This window comes from Trueperaceae bacterium, from assembly GCA_036381035.1.
Classification (GTDB): Bacteria; Deinococcota; Deinococci; order Deinococcales; family Trueperaceae; genus DASRWD01.
Genome location: DASVDQ010000021.1, coordinates 73,919 through 88,058, shown reverse-complemented (window position 1 = coordinate 88,058; position 14,140 = coordinate 73,919). Strand labels below are relative to the sequence as shown.

The 14,140-nt window shown below is 74.0% G+C and carries 13 protein-coding genes; 1 reads left to right on the top strand and 12 read right to left on the bottom strand.

The genetic code is table 11. The features are described 5' to 3' along the window. Positions 1-39: 39 nt before the first annotated feature. The 8 genes from rfbA to VF202_02755 all read right to left on the bottom strand — a co-directional run bounded on the left by rfbA (position 40) and on the right by VF202_02755 (position 7,919). Positions 40-936, bottom strand: coding sequence for a glucose-1-phosphate thymidylyltransferase RfbA (rfbA, locus tag VF202_02790; GenBank protein ID HEX7039022.1), 897 nt, complete (start codon positions 934-936; stop codon positions 40-42). Then, positions 933-2,042: a dTDP-glucose 4,6-dehydratase gene (rfbB, locus tag VF202_02785; GenBank protein ID HEX7039021.1), complete on the bottom strand. Its 1,110-nt coding sequence runs from the start codon at positions 2,040-2,042 to the stop codon at positions 933-935. The genes rfbA and rfbB overlap by 4 nt, the downstream gene beginning before the upstream one ends. A gap of 136 nt (positions 2,043-2,178) precedes the next feature. Next, a complete protein-coding gene (gene rfbC, locus VF202_02780; protein ID HEX7039020.1) occupies positions 2,179-2,784 on the bottom strand; it encodes a dTDP-4-dehydrorhamnose 3,5-epimerase in 606 nt (201 codons plus the stop codon). 76 nt (positions 2,785-2,860) lie between these two features. After that, a complete protein-coding gene (locus VF202_02775; protein HEX7039019.1) occupies positions 2,861-3,610 on the bottom strand; it encodes a sugar nucleotide-binding protein in 750 nt (249 codons plus the stop codon). Then, on the bottom strand, positions 3,607-4,812 hold the full coding sequence (locus VF202_02770) for a Wzz/FepE/Etk N-terminal domain-containing protein (protein HEX7039018.1): 1,206 nt from the start codon (positions 4,810-4,812) through the stop codon (positions 3,607-3,609). The genes VF202_02775 and VF202_02770 overlap by 4 nt, the downstream gene beginning before the upstream one ends. Next, positions 4,805-5,824 (bottom strand): hypothetical protein, encoded by a 1,020-nt coding sequence (locus VF202_02765; GenBank protein ID HEX7039017.1) that lies wholly within the window; start codon positions 5,822-5,824, stop codon positions 4,805-4,807. The genes VF202_02770 and VF202_02765 overlap by 8 nt, the downstream gene beginning before the upstream one ends. Beyond that, positions 5,821-6,231: an NUDIX domain-containing protein gene (locus VF202_02760; GenBank protein HEX7039016.1), complete on the bottom strand. Its 411-nt coding sequence runs from the start codon at positions 6,229-6,231 to the stop codon at positions 5,821-5,823. The genes VF202_02765 and VF202_02760 overlap by 4 nt, the downstream gene beginning before the upstream one ends. Before the next feature lie 137 nt (positions 6,232-6,368). After that, complete coding sequence (locus VF202_02755) at positions 6,369-7,919, bottom strand: N-acetylmuramoyl-L-alanine amidase (protein HEX7039015.1); 1,551 nt, start codon at positions 7,917-7,919, stop codon at positions 6,369-6,371. Between the two features lie 65 nt (positions 7,920-7,984). Between VF202_02755 and VF202_02750 the strand changes: the two genes are divergently transcribed. Continuing rightward, entirely contained in the window at positions 7,985-8,851 is an 867-nt protein-coding gene (locus tag VF202_02750; protein HEX7039014.1) for a hypothetical protein, read from the top strand. Here the strand turns inward: VF202_02750 and VF202_02745 are convergent. From VF202_02745 to VF202_02730, 4 genes are read right to left on the bottom strand one after another with little or no spacing between them, the layout of a single operon-like run. After that, a complete protein-coding gene (locus VF202_02745; protein ID HEX7039013.1) occupies positions 8,812-10,920 on the bottom strand; it encodes an adenylate/guanylate cyclase domain-containing protein in 2,109 nt (702 codons plus the stop codon). The two genes, VF202_02750 and VF202_02745, sit on opposite strands and share 40 nt — an antisense overlap. Positions 10,921-10,924: 4 nt before the next feature. Then, entirely contained in the window at positions 10,925-12,220 is a 1,296-nt protein-coding gene (locus VF202_02740; protein HEX7039012.1) for a peptidoglycan DD-metalloendopeptidase family protein, read from the bottom strand. After that, on the bottom strand, positions 12,217-13,077 hold the full coding sequence (locus VF202_02735; GenBank protein HEX7039011.1) for a permease-like cell division protein FtsX: 861 nt from the start codon (positions 13,075-13,077) through the stop codon (positions 12,217-12,219). The genes VF202_02740 and VF202_02735 overlap by 4 nt, the downstream gene beginning before the upstream one ends. After that, positions 13,077-14,081 carry an isocitrate/isopropylmalate dehydrogenase family protein gene (locus VF202_02730; GenBank protein ID HEX7039010.1) on the bottom strand — a complete coding sequence of 335 codons (1,005 nt, stop codon included), beginning with the start codon at positions 14,079-14,081 and terminating at the stop codon, positions 13,077-13,079. Before VF202_02730 ends, VF202_02735 begins: the two co-directional genes overlap by 1 nt. Positions 14,082-14,140: the final 59 nt, after the last annotated feature.

Genomic DNA, 14,140 nt, shown 5'->3' with positions numbered 1-14,140 from the left:
GCACGCGCCCGTCCGACGACGTGCTCGTGGTCGTGCCGCTCAGGCGGCCGGGGTCGGCTGGCGCTCCTCGAGCAGGGTGAGCAGGTAGCGTCCGTAGGCGTTGCCCGGCCCGTACTCCCGCGCCAGGGCGGCGACCTCGTCGCGGCCGATCCACCCCTGCCTGTAGGCCACCTCCTCGGGGCAGGCGATCTTCGTGCCCTGACGCGACTCGAGCGTCTCCACGAAGTTCGCGGCCTGCAGCAGGCTCTCGTGGGTGCCGGTGTCGAGCCAGGCCATGCCGCGCCCGAGCAGCTCGACGCGCAGGCGGCCCTGCTCCAGGTAGACGCGGTTGAGGTCGGTGATCTCGAGCTCGCCGCGCGCCGAGGGCCTCAGGCCCCGGGCGTAGGCGGGGGCGTCGGGCGGGTAGAAGTAGAGGCCGGTGACGGCGTAGTCGCTCTTGGGCTCGCGGGGCTTCTCCTCGATGTCGGTGACCCGTCCGTCGTCGTCGAAGGCCACGACGCCGTAGCGCTGGGGGTCCTTCACCCGGTAGCCGAAGACCGTCGCCTCGTCCTCGCGCGTCGCCACCGCGCGCAGGAGGCCGGAGAGACCGTAGCCGTGGAAGAGGTTGTCGCCGAGGACCAGCGCCACGCGGCTGCCGCCCAGGAACTCCTCGCCGATGACCAGCGCCTGCGCCAGGCCCTCGGGCCGCGGCTGCTCGGCGTAGGCGAAGCTCATGCCCCAGCGCGAGCCGTCGCCGAGGAGGGACCGGAACAGCGGCAGGTCGCGCGGCGTGGAGATGACCAGCACCTCGCGCACGCCGGCGAGCATGAGCACGGAGAGCGGGTAGTAGACCATCGGCTTGTCGTAGACCGGCATGAGCTGCTTGCTCACGGCCAGCGTGGCCGGGTAGAGGCGCGTGCCGCTGCCGCCGGCCAGGACGATGCCCTTGAGGCTCATGCCGGACGCTCGCCCTCCCGGGGCGCGCCCGGCGCCACGCCGACGGTGCCCAGGCGCTCGAGCCGGTAGCGCCCGCGCGTGACGGCGTCGAGCCAGTCGCGGTGCGCGAGGTACCAGGCCACGGTGTCGCGCAGGCCCCTCTCGAACGGCACCGCCGGTCGCCAGCCCAGCTCGCGCTCGGCCTTGCCGGAGTCGACGGCGTAGCGGAAGTCGTGGCCGGGGCGGTCGGGAACGAGCGTGATCAGCTCGCGGTGGTCGCGCCCGGCGGGGGCCAGCTCGTTGAGGGCGCCGAGCAGCGCCTCCAGCACCGCCCGGTTACTGCGCTCGTTGCCGCCGCCCAGCAGGTAGGCCTCGCCGGGCGCGCCGCGCAACGCGGCGGCGATGAGCCCGTCGGCGTGGTCGTCGACGTGCAGCCAGTCGCGCACGTTCTCGCCCGTGCCGTAGAGCGGCACGCTCTCGCCGGCCAGCGCCTTGCCCAGCGCCAGGGGCAGCAGCTTCTCGGGGAACTGGTAGGGGCCGTAGTTGTTCGAGGCGTGCGTGGTGATGACGGGCAAACCGTACGTGTGGAAGTAGGCGGCGGCCAGGTGGTCGGCGCCGGCCTTGCTGGCGCTGTAGGGGGAGCGGGGGGCGAACGGCGAGTCCTCGGTGAAGACGCCCTCGGGTCCGAGGGACCCGTAGACCTCGTCGGTGGAGACGTTGACGACCCTCAGCCGCCGGCGCTCGGCGTCCGGCAGCTCGTCGCGGTAGCGCCGCAGCGCCTCCAGGAGCCGCAGGGTGCCGAGCACGTTCGCCTGCACGAACGCCTCCGGCCCGTCGATCGAGCGGTCGACGTGCGTCTCGGCCGCGAGGTGGAAGACGACCGTCGGGCGCTCCTCGCGCAGGAGCGCGAGCACGGCGTCCAGCTCGCGCACGTCGAGGTGGACGAACCTGTGGCCCGGCTCGCCGCCCGCCTCCTCGAGCCGCGAGACGTCGCCGGCGTAGGTGAGCGAGTCGAGGCTGACGACGCGCGGGGCCCCGCGCGCCTTGAGGCGCCTGACCAGCGCCGAGCCGATGAACCCGGCGGCGCCGGTGACGAGGGCCGTGCCCAGCCGATCGAGGTCAGTCACGCCCGGAGGTTACCAGGCACGCCGGCCCCTCGCGCCTACGGCCAACGCGCCAGGCGCGGGGCGCGAAGGCCGACACCGGACCGCCGCTGCCGCGCCCGGGGGGCGCGGAGGCCGACCGGCGCCCGCCGCCCGGCGCCTACGGGTACGGGAAGTCGGGCAGGCCGTCGGCGACGGTCGGCAGGGCGCCGTCGCGCGCCGAGAGGGAGGGCCGCTCCCCGCCCAGGTGCTCGTCCAGGCCCCAGTCGATGCCGAGCGCCGGGTCGTCCCAGCGCAGCCCGCCCTCCGCCTCGGGGGCGTGGTAGGCGTCGACCTTGTAGAGCACGTCGTTGACCTCGCCCAGGGCGAGGAACCCGTGCGCGAAGCCCGGCGGCACCCAGAGCTGACGGTGCGCCTCGTCGTCGAGGAGCACCGCGAGGTGGCGCAGGAACGTGGGCGAGCCGCGCCGCAGGTCGACGATCACGTCGAGGACGCGCCCCCGCACGACGCTCACGAGCTTCCCCTGCTGGTGCGGCGCGCGCTGGAAGTGGAGGCCACGCAGCACGCCGCGGCGGCTGCGGGAGAGGTTGTCCTGCACGAACCTCGCGTCGAGGCCCACGGCGGCGCAGACGTCGTCGCGCCAGCGCTCGAGGAAGTAGCCCCTGTCGTCCCGGCGCACGATGGGCGTGAGCAGGAGGGGGCCCGGGACGTCGAAGCGCTCCACGGACACGCCCCGCGCCGCCGCCGCGTCCCGCTCGCCCGTCACGCCGTCGCCCCCAACGCTGCGCTCGAGGCCGTCGCGCCGCGCGCCGCCGCGCCGTCCGACGCCGCCTCCGCCGCCCTCACGCCACGCTCCCCGCGAGCAGCTCGTCCCGCAGCGCCCGCCAGCGGCCGACGTCGAGGGAGACGTCGTCGGGGAGGGCCACGGGCGCCCCGTCCTTGCTGGCCGGGCGCACGCCGGGAGCGCGTCGGGACGCCAGCTCGAAGACGCTCTTGCGCTCCGTCGCCACGTGCAGCACCTCGAACGGGATCGTAGCGGCGTGGAGGATGGCCAGCGCCACCTCCGGCGCTATCACGTCGACGTAGTCCTGCGACGTGTAGAGGTCCGTGAACGCCTCGGGGTAGGGCCACTCCCGGGGCCTGAAGCTGGTGCGGATGATCAGCGGTCGCCGGGACGCGCGCGCGGCCTCCTCGGCGACGAGCTTCGTGAGCGCGTAGTAGTTGCGCACCGGGCCCGGCACGTCGTCCTCGGCGTAGCCGCCGCGGTCGCCCCAGAAGACGTAGTCGGTGCTCACGTGCACCAGCCGGGCACCGGCGGCGTCGGCGGCGGACGCGGCGTTGCGCGTCCCCACCACGTTCACGGTCCAGCAGGCCTCCCTGTCGCGCTCCGCCCCGGCCACGTCGGTGTAGGCCGCGGCGTGGACGACGGCGTCCGGCCGGAAGCCCAGGGCGGCCGCGCGGAAGCTGCCGGCGTCGGTGACGTCGAGCTCGGCGCGGGGCGGCGCCAGCAGCTCCACGTCCTCGCGAGCCCCCAGCAGGGCCCTCAGCTCCCGGCCCAGTCGCCCGTTGCCGCCGGTGAGGAGCACCCTCACGCCGGCTCCGGCTCCCTTATCGCCTCGCGCATGAACACGTAGAGCGTGGCCCCCAGCGCGCCCACGACCATCGCCGCCAGGACCGTGAGCAAGGTGTTGCGCGGGTCTGGCTCGAGCGGGACGTCGGCTGGGATCGCGACGTGCACCGCGCCGGCGGCGAGCTCCCGCTGGAGCTGCAGCTCGGCGGCCGCCGGGGCGGCCCTGAAGTAGGCCAGCGAGGTGGTCGAGACGCGACGCTGCAGCTCCGCGGCCTGCCGCTCCAGCTCGCCGAGGCGCGTGCGCAGGCCGTCGCCCTCCCTGCCGCTGGCCTCCAGCTCGCCCCGCAGGTGCTCGGCCTCGGCCTCCAGGGCCGCCAGGTCCGCCGCCAGCTCGTCCGACGTCCGGCCAGCGTCCCGCAGCGCCGCGATGCGGGCGCGCAGGGCCTGGGCCTCGGCCTCGACGTCGTCGAGACGCCCCCGCCGCGAGGCCTCGAGGTCGACGAGGGCGCCCAAGCGGCGCCGCAGCTCCTCGCGCTCGTCCACGGCCAGGAAGTCGGCCCAGGCCTCGCTCGCGGCCTGGTAGGCGGACTCGCGCGCGGCGAGGTCGGCGGCCACGCGGTCGCCGGCCTCGTTGAACGGGGCTAGAAGCACCTCCCTGGCGGCCTCGACCGTCGCCTCGGCCCAGGCGTTGGCGACCGTGGCCGCCCACTCCGCGCCGCGCGCGGTGGGGACGGTCACGACGTGCGTCACGCCTATGGCGTCGCCGGAGGACGGTCCGGGCCCGGGGACGACGTCGAGCACGCCGAGCTCGAGGACGTCGGCCAGGTCTAGCCGGTCGGCGAGCGCGTTGAGGATGGCGGGGCTCATGGCGATCGCGCGGTAGGTGGGGGCGTTCAGCGGCGAGGCGACGTTGACGTCCAGCCCGGGGCCCGGCTGCGCCGAGACGCGGGGCTGGACCACCTGCACGACGGCGGTGCTGGTGTAGGTCGCGCCCTGCAGCGCCCGGAACGCGAAGGCCGCCAGGCCGAGCAGCAGGGCCACGCCGAGGACCACGGGCAGGCCCGCCCGGAACACGAGGTAGAGCTCGCGCAGCGTGACCGTGTCCTCGGAGCCGGCGGATTCGGTGCGGGGCGCCGCCGCGGGGCGTTCGCCCCCCGCGCCGGCGCCGCGGTCGACGGCGCCGGCGCGGGGCTCCTCGGCCGCCGCCAGCCGCTCGTCAACCACGTTGCGCCCTGATGAAGCCGGCGGACTCGAAGCGTTCGACCCAGGGCTTGAGGTCGGCCAGGTCCAGGCCGAGGCGCTCGGCGCAGCCCGTGAGGGTCTCGCCGGAGCCGAGCAGGGTGAGCACGCGCTGGCCCTCCTCCCCGTGGTGGCTGCGGAAGTCCATGTTCAGGTCGGTCATCGGGTTCAGCGCGTCCTTCCCGCGCAGCGTGAGCGTGTAGCGGCTCTCCTCCCAGCCGGGAGGCTCTGTCGGCATGGCGATGTGCGGCAGCGGCCTGATGGCCACGTCGAGCGCGTGACGCCGCGGCGGCCCCAATGGCGCCGAGGGCACCGTGAGGAACGCCTGCCCCTGGCTGACGTACCTGTACCCCCGCTCGTCGACCTCGAGGCCCGAGAAGGGGCCGCTCTCCGGCGGCGCGACGCTCTCGATCGCCAGGGCCAGCAGCGGCTCGAGGATCGCGCGCTCGATGCGCTCCAGCTCGAGCTCGCCGGGCCCGGGCTCCTGGCAGCGCTTCTGCAGCACGCGCAGCGCCTCGGCGCGGCTCGAGAGACGGCCGGACCGCTCGTGCACCGCCGCCCGCACGGTGCCGTCGAGGAGCAGGGCGACGGCGAGCTCGTCGTCGGCCACGTAGGCGAGCAGGCCGTCGAAGGCCAGGGACGCCAGCCTGTCGAGGAGGGCGGGCAGGTCGACGATGCCGGTGGGCAGGCGCATGGGCGCGCGCGTGCGCGGCAGCGCCCTGAGGAGCGCCGAGGCGCTCTCGGAGGAGCGGCTGGGTAGCTGCGGGGTGGGCGTCGGCTCGTGCAGGTGGAGGTGGTACGACTGCCCCGGCGACTCCAGGCGCCCGTAGGCACCGAGCCTGAAGCTCGCCTCCACCTGGCCGCGCGCCAGCAGCAGCACCAGCGAGCCGCCCTCGTCGGAGACGAGCAGCGTGCCGCTGCGCTTGAGCGAGCGCAGGTCCTCGAGGACCGCGTCGGCCCCCAGGTCGCCGGTGTAGCCGACGAGGCCCTGCCTCACCGCAGGATCCCCTTGGCTGACGCCACCTTGCGCAGCAGCTCGCGGTTGTCCTCGTGCGTCAGGAGCCGCAGGGCCTCGCCGACGGGGTGGAACCGCGCCGAGCGCAGGCCCCGCTCGGTCACGACCGGCGTCTGTCCGGAGGCGCGCATGGCGAACCAGGTGACGCGCCGGGGCACGCCGCGCGGGTTCACGTAGCTCGTCGTGTACTCGGTCGGGTCGTCGCACCAGGCCTTCACGCCCGTCTCCTCCTCGACCTCCCGGACCGCCGCCTGCAGCGCGGTCTCTCCCGGCTCGATGTGCCCCTTGGGGAACACCGTCTCGCCGCCCGCGAGCGTGAGGACCAGCACGCGGCCAGCGTCGTCGAAGACGACGCCGCCGGCGCCGGGGACCTGCGCCGCCCGGTACATCGGCCCCATGCTATCACCGTGCAGCACGCGTCTCGTGACGGGGGCGGCCGTCGTCGGCGGCGCGGGAGTAGGGGTGAGGGCGCAGGCGGCGGGGCGGGGCGGAGAGGCGCCCGCGTCCCCGGGGACAGAGCGCCGGGCTAGCGCCGAGCGATCGCGCCGCCGCTCCGGAGGAAGGAGAGTATGCCCTCGGCCAGGCCCTCGGCGAGCGTGTCCTGGTAGCCGGGGTCGGCCAGCCGCGGGCCCTCCCGCGGGTGGTTGACGAAGCCCAGCTCGACGAGGACCGCGGGGATGCGCGCCGTCCTGAGCACGTAGAACAGGTTCGTCCTCACGCCGCGGTCCTTGGCGCCCGTGGCGGCGACGAGGTGCGACTGCACCGACTCGGCCAGCGCCAGCGACAGGTTGAACTGCGCCTCGCGCAGGATGTCGAACGCGAGCTGGTCGGCCACGCGCCGCGCCTCGCGCGTCAGCTCCTCGCCGACCGCGCCGCCGCCGTTCTCGCGGATCGCCCTCTCGATGAGCGTGGGGTCCAGCGGCTCGCCGAACACCCAGGTCTCGACGCCCTCGGCCGAGTCGCTGGGCGCCGAGTTGGCGTGGATCGACACGAAGATGTTCCTGTCCATCGTGGCGAACTCGGAGCGCTGCTGCAGCGTGAGGAAGGCGTCGCGGTCGCGGGTGAGGACGACCTCGAGCCCGGCCTCCTCGAGGCGCTTCTTGAGCTTGAGGGCGACGTCGAGGACGACCTGCTCCTCGACGGCGTAGCGCGACTGGGTGCCGGGGTCGTGGCCGCCGTGGCCGGCGTCGATGACGACGATCTGGCGCCCCTCCGGCGCCTGCGCCAGCGCCTGCGGGCCCTCGGCCCGTCCCTGGCCGATGGCCGTGACGGCCTGGCCCTCGCGGCCCGGCGCGAAGTCGACGTAGAGGGTCGTGCCGTTCTCCTTGGGCACGGTGCCCACCGAGAAGCCGCGCCCGCTCGGGTCGAGGTCGAAGCGCGTCGCGACCGTCACCGTCACCCGCCCGCCGGAGCTGGAGACCGTCACGCTGCCCAGGTTCTCGTCGTCGACCGGCACCGTGAGCGCCTCGGCGCGCGCGCCCGGCACGATGACGACGAAGCTGCGCCCGCCCGCCGCGAGCTGGTAGGTGGCGCCCTGCGGTAGGTCGAGGGCGACGCGCGTGTACCCGCCGTTGACGCCGATGCGCGGCGCGGGGACGACGAAGCCGAGGACATCGGCGGTGTCGATCGTCACCAGCTTGGCGTCGGGGTCCCAGTCGCTCTGGCCGTCGAAAGCGGTGACGAGGGGCGTGATGGGCACGTACGAGACCCCGTCGACGATGATGGCCATGGGGCTGTCGAGGGTGTTCGAGCCGCGCAGCGGCGGGTCGAGCTTGACGATGCCCGGCCGCTTCTCGAGGCCGAGCGCCACGTCGGCCGTCGCCTCGAAGGTGACGACGCGGAAGCCGTCGGTGAAGCGCAGCAGCCTCTGCTCGCCCAGGTACTCGACCTTCAGGCCCATCGCCTCGGCGAGGAGCGAGGCGCGCGCGAAGGCGTTGGTGTTGTCGCCGTACGCGATGAAGTAGTAGGGGCCGGCCTCCACGAGCTCGCCGTCGACGGCCAGGTAGTTGTACCGCTGCTGGGCGGCCGCCAGGCCGACGAGGAGCGCGAACGTGACGCTGAGTAGCCGACGGGGCACGACGCCGCCGAGTCTATCATCGGCCCCGCGACGACCCGGATGAGATGCTTCGCTATCATCGGGCCGTGTCGAGGCGCCGGCCCGGCGAGCGCCTCTCCTCGGCTCGCCTCTACCTGCGGTCCCTAGCCGACGACGCGCTCTCGGCGCGCCACTCGTCGGGGGCGCGGACCCGCACGGCCCACCTGCTCGGCTTCCTCTCCCCCCTCCAGGAGGCCGCCGCGGCGGCGCTCGACCCCCAGGGCGAGGTCTCGCTGCTGGTCGTCAACTCCCGCGACTGGCAGCTCGTGTGCAGCTACCCCTACGGCCTGCCGTTCACGCGGAGCCTGCCCGGCACCTCCGTCGTGATCGCCGCCGCCGACTACCCCGAGCGGTTGAAGAAGCGGTTCGACGACCTGCTGCTCGCCGCCGGCAAGGCCGGCGCGGCGCCCGGTCCGGTGAGCGAGTTCCTCGACCTGCTCGTCGGCCACGAGTGGGGGCACGCCGTCGCGAACCGCTCCGGCCTGCGGACGGGCGTCAAGTGGCTCGACGAGCTCATGGCGACCTACCTGCTCGTCGCCGGCCTGCTCGCCACCGGCGGCGCCGAGGGGCACGCGCTCCTGGAGCGGTGGACGCGCGTGCAGGTCGCCGCCACCGCCGACCTGAGGGGCGCGCTCGACGAGTTCGAGTACCCGCGCGGACGCATGCAGCTCGCCAAGCTGCTGTGGTTCCAGGGCACGTTCACGCAGCGCGCGCTCGAGCTCGCCGAGGCCCGCGGCTGGGAGCTGGCCGTGGCGCTGAGGGCTGCCCTGGCGCGCGACGAGGGCGCGCCGGCCCCGCACCGCGGCGACGTCGCGCGGGCCCTCGTCGAGGTCGAGCCGAGCTTCAGGCGGTGGTTCGCCGTGTTCGGCGAGCCTCAGCCCAGCGTCGACGTGGCGGGGGCCTCCTTGAGCTGATCCAGGAGCGGCTCGAGGTCGCGCCTGGCGTCCTCGGGGCAGGCCGCCACGGCGCGCTCGGCGCGGACGCGCGCCTCGGCCACCCTCTCGGGGTCGCCCTGCAGCGTCGCCGCCTGGAGGTAGGCCAGCGCACCTTGCGCCAGCGTCACGGCCGGCACCTTCTGGGCCAGCGTGCGCTCGTAGAGCGCGAAGCAGGTCTCGAAGTCGCCTTGGGAGAGCGCGTGCTCGGCCGCGGTCAGGTAGTGGTCGAAGGCGGAGTCGGGCGAGCCGCCCTTCTCGAAGTGCTCGGCGGTGAGCGAGGCGAGCGCCAGCGGCGCGTGGAGCTCCAGCCACGTGGCGATGCGCAGGTGCAGGAGCGGCCTGTCCCCGTAGGGCACCATGCGCAGCACGGCGTTGCGCAGGAGCTCGCTCTGGAAGCGGTACTCCACCTGATCGGGGATCAGCGAGCCCGGCTGCTTCACGAGCAGGTTCTCGTTCACCAGCACCCTGATGTCGGCGGCGTCGACGCCGCCGGCGAGCTCCCTGAGCAGCCCCTCCCAGCACTTCTCGCCCACCAGGGCGGCCTGCGCCAGCAGGCGCCGCGGGCGCAGGTCGAGCATGTCGAGGCGCGACTGCAGCAGCGACGCCAGCGAGCCCGAGAACGACTCCTCCTGCGTGATCGACAGCGCGCGGCCGAGCTCGAGGACGTAGGCGGGCACGCCGCCCACCTGGCGCACGAGGCTGTCGGCCGCCACGCGCAGGGCGGGGCTGACGACCTCGCCGAGCAGGTGCAGGCTCTCCTCGAACGACAGGGGCGGCAGGTGGATCGCGTCGGCGCCCTCCGGCAGCGTGCGCGCGCGGCTCGAGCGCAGCACCAGGACCGGCGCGGCGGCGTTCCTCAGCAGGTCGAGGAACTGCAGGAGCTGCTTGTCGCGCGGCTCGCCCTCGACGACGAGCACGAGGGCGGGAGGGCGCCCCTGCCGGCCCGGCAGGCGGGCGAGCAGGTCGCGCCAGGCGAGGCTGGTGCGGTCGACGCGGCGGCGCTCCAGGCGGGTCCAGGTCTGCAGCGGCGCCAGGTTCAGGCTGCCGAGCACGGCGCGGTGCGCCCTGGTGTCGCCCGGCATCACGGCGTCGAGGACCGCCTGCGCCTGCAGGATCGCCGCGTGCTCCTCGAGGCCGGGCGCGAGGCCGAAGACCTGCTCGGCCAGCGGCTCCCAGGAGAACTCCGAGGCGGGCGTGAGCTCGAGCCACAGCGTCACGGCCCTGTCCTTGATGCGCGAGACGAACTCGCGCATGAGCCTGGTCTTGCCGCGTCCGGCCTCGCCCGCGACCCACAGCTCGGCGGCCTGGCCGGTGGCCGCCACGGTGTCGAGGGCGGCCGTGAGGCGCAGCATCTCCTCGTGGCGCCCGACGAAGGCCAGGTGCGCGAACGGGTCGACGTCGGGCTGCGATGGCGGCGCGACGAGCCTGTAGGCCTCGCGCACCGAGGGGAAGCCGTTGAGCTCGATCTCGCCCGTGGGCTCGTAGAAGAGGCGGTGGCGGGTCGCCTCGTAGGTCTCGGGTCCGACCCACACCTCGCCCGGGCTGGCGGCCTCCTCGAGGCGCGCGGCGAGGTTCACGGCGCTGCCCATGACGGTGTAGCTGCGCACCTTGCCCGACCCGATGGCGCCGGCGATCACGATGCCCGTGTTCACGCCGGCCCGACCCGCGAGCTCGTGCCCGCGGGAGCGCCCGATCTCCTCGATGGTCTCGAGAGCCTTGGCGGCGGCCAGAACGGCGCGCTGCGGGTCGTCGGGGTGCGAGTGCGGCGCGCCGAAGAGCGCTATGAGGCCGTCGCCCTTGAACGAGTCCACGTAGCCGTCGAAGTCCTCGATGACGCCGGCGACGGCCGTGAGCACCCTGTCGGCGAGGTCGCGCACCTCCTCGGGGTCGAGGCCCCGCGTCATCGAGCTGAACGCGACGAGGTCGACGAACACGACGCTGACCCTGCGGCGCTCGCGGCCGGTGAGCTGGCGCGCGAGAGGGCTCCCGCACATACCGCAGTAGCGGTTGCCCTCTGGGTTGTGGTTGCCGCAGGTAGTGCAGGTCAAGTCGTCACCAACCGAGCAGCGGTGCGGGGTCCACGTAGGTGGCCTCGCCGTCAGCAGCGGTACGTTGCATGAAGAAGTGCAACGTGTCGTTATGGACCAGCGTCCCGCCACCAAGGTAGCCGAGCAGGTCGCCGCGCGCCACTATCTGGTCCTCGTGCACCACCGGCGGCCGGAGGTTCACGTAGATGCTGCGCAAACCGCTGCCGTGCTCGACGGCAACTAGGTAGCCGAGGTTCGCACCGAGGTAGTTCGTCGCCAGCACCACGCCGGGGCCGACCGCGTGAACGGCGGCGTTCTCGACCGGCGACTGCAGCGCGATGTAGGAGTTGTTGACCTCGGCGAAGCGGGTGATCAGGCGCGCGCCGTCGAGGGGCCTGACGAGGCCGTTCTCGAGCGGCTGCAGCGCCGCCTCGAGCTCGCCCAGCTGCTCCGCGGCGGCGTCCGCCCGGCGCTGCGCCTCCAGCTGCCGCTCGCGGTCCTGCGCGGCGCGCGCCGCCTCCTCGCGGTCCCGCCTCTCCTGCTCCCGGAGGCGCGCGATCTCGGCGTCCAGGGCGGCCCCCAGGTCCCCGAGGCTCGCCTCGAGCCGCTGCTGCTCGGCGATGAGGTCGGCCCGCAGCGCGAGCTGGCCCTCGCGCGTCGACTCGAGGTCGGCGACGATGGCGTCGAGTCGCTCCTGCGCCGCGGACAGCTCGGCCTCGGCGGCGGCCAGCTCGGCCTCCGCCTGCCTCAGCTGGTCCTCCTGCTCGGCGAGGCTCTGGCGCTCCATCTGCAGGGCGTAGAGGAGCGAGTCGAGCTCGCCTATGACGTCGGCGTCCTGCCGGGAGAGCAGCCCCACGTAGTGGTTCCTGACCCTCAGCTCCGCGAAGCTGCTGCTGCGCGAGAGCGCGAAGAGCGCGGGAGAGCCGCGCTGCTTGTAGAGGGCGACGAGCACCTCGCTGACCCGCGTGCGCATCTCGCCCAGGCGCACCTCGAGACCGGCGATGCGCTCCTCGGTCTGCCGACGCTGCTCCTCGAGCTCGCCGATCCGCGCGAGGATCCCCTCGCGCTCGCGGCGCTTCTCGGCGAGCTCGGCGCTGACGCGGTTGCGCTCCTCGATGCGCTCCTGGAGCTGGGCGGCGGTGGCGCCCAGGGCCGCCTCGATCTCGGCCAGCTCCTGGCTCCGCTGGGCCTGGAGCTGCTCGTAGCGCTGTATGTCCGCCTCGAGCTGACGACGCTCCGGCGAGTCGAGCACCGGCTGGCCGGCGGAGAACGACCCGACGAGCAGGGCGGCGGCCAGGAGAGCGGGGAGACGGCGCCTCACTGCCGTTCCCGCAGGAACTGCGAGAGGCCTATGGCGCTGCCCACGAAGCCGACGAGCACGGCCAGCGCCGCCAGCGCGCCGGCGATCCAGCCGAGCAGGGCCGGGTCGCGCACGAACGGCACGAACGTGAACTGCTCCGAGAGGCGCGCGACGCCGAACTGGTAGCCCGGTATCACCAGGCCGAGCGAGACCGTCGCGCTGATGAGGCCGAGGAGGACGCCCTCGATGAGGAAGGGGCCGCGTATGAAGCCGCGGCTGGCGCCCACCAGGCGCATCACGTCGATCTCGTCGCGGCGGGCGGTGATGGCCGCGCGTATCGAGTTCACGATCGCGAAGAGCGCGGCGGAGAGGAGCACGACCACGAGGATCGAGCCGCCCACGCGCAGGGCGTCGTAGACGGCGAGGAAGGTGTCGACGGCCTCGCTGGCGTCGTCCACCTCGTCGACGCCGGGGAGCTGCTCGAGCCGGAAGCGCACGGTCCGCGTCAGGGCCGGGTCGAGGAGCCGCACGAGCATCGTGTCGGGCAGGGGGTTCTCGACGAACGAGGCGGCCCGCGAGAGCGCCGGGAGCTCGGCGACGAGCTCGGCCAGCGCCCGGTCGGCGGGCACGTACTCGACCTGCTCGACCTCCGGCCAGGCCCGCACCGTCCCTACGAGCTGCTCGTCGTTGGCCTCGGGTGCGAGGTACACCGCCACCTCGAGCTCCCCCTGCAGGTTCGCCAGCACCTGGCTGAGGTTGGCGCTGGCCAGGCTGAGCGTGGCCAACATCGTGAGGGAGAGCGTCATCGTGGTGATGGTGGAGACGCTCGCCACCCAGTTGGCCCGGATGGCGCGCATGGCCTGCGCCAGCGCGTACATCAGGCGGAAGTGTACGCCGCTATCACCGCGTCGGTGAACTGCTCGGTGGTGGCGTCGCCGCCGAGGTCGCGGGTGACGGGCCCCGCGGCCAGCACCCGGTCGACGGCCGCCTCGATGCGGCAGGCCTCCTCCCTGAAGCCGAGGTGGTCGAGCATCATCGCGGCCGTGAGCATCGTGGCCGTGGGGTTGGCGACGCCCTGGCCGGCGATGTCCGGCGCGCTGCCGTGCACGGGCTCGAAGATCGCGTAGCGCTCGCCAACGTTCGCGCTCGGCGCCACGCCGAGTCCGCCGGTGAGGCCGGCCATGAGGTCGGAGAGGATGTCCCCGAAGAGGTTCGTCGAGACGAGCACGTCGAAGCTCTCCGGCTCGCGCACGAGCTTCATGGCGGCGGCGTCGACGATGACGTCGTAGGTCTCGACGTCGGGGTACTCCCTCGCGACCTCCATGACGGTCTCGAGGAACAGCCCCGACGTCAGGGGCAGGACGTTGGCCTTGTGGATCACGGCCAGGCGCTTGCGGCGCCGGCGCGCCTGCTCCAGCGCCACGCGCGCGATGCGCAGGCTGGCCCGGCGCGTGACGACCGCGTCGGCGATGGCGATCTCGCCGCCCGCGTAGCGGCGCTCGTTCTCGACGTAGAGCCCCTCGGTGTTCTCCCTGACCATGAGCATGTCGATGCCCGGCAGGCACTTGGGCACGGGACGGGACCGCGCCGGGCGCAGGTTCGAGAACAGGTCGAGGGTGCGGCGCATGTAGCGGATCGCGCCCTGGTGGCCCTGGACCTTGTGGGAGGGGCTGGTGAACGCGCCGGCCAGCGTCGCGTCGGAGCTCGTCACCTTCGTGAGCGTCTCGGCCGGGACGCTGGTGCCGGTGCGGTTGAAGGTGGCCCAGCCGGCCTCGGCCTCCACGAACTCCAGGTCTAGGCCGGTCGCCTCTAGGAGCCGGCGCGCGGCCGGCACGACCTCCTTCCCGATGCCGTCACCGGGGATGAGGCAGATGGTAGGCATGGAACACTCCTCGTGGGGCCCGCGGCCTCAGGGGGGCGACGTGGGCGAAGCCCCTCGAA

What these genes read in the sequence shown, in the direction of transcription:
- VF202_02735 (HEX7039011.1), bottom strand. Translation starts at nt 13,077, where the DNA reads ATGTACGCGCTGGCGCAGGCCATGCGCGCCATCCGGGCCAACTGGGTG.
- VF202_02730 (HEX7039010.1), bottom strand. Translation starts at nt 14,081, where the DNA reads ATGCCTACCATCTGCCTCATCCCCGGTGACGGCATCGGGAAGGAGGTC.
- VF202_02760 (HEX7039016.1), bottom strand. Translation starts at nt 6,231, where the DNA reads ATGTACCGGGCGGCGCAGGTCCCCGGCGCCGGCGGCGTCGTCTTCGAC.
- rfbA (HEX7039022.1), bottom strand. Translation starts at nt 936, where the DNA reads ATGAGCCTCAAGGGCATCGTCCTGGCCGGCGGCAGCGGCACGCGCCTC.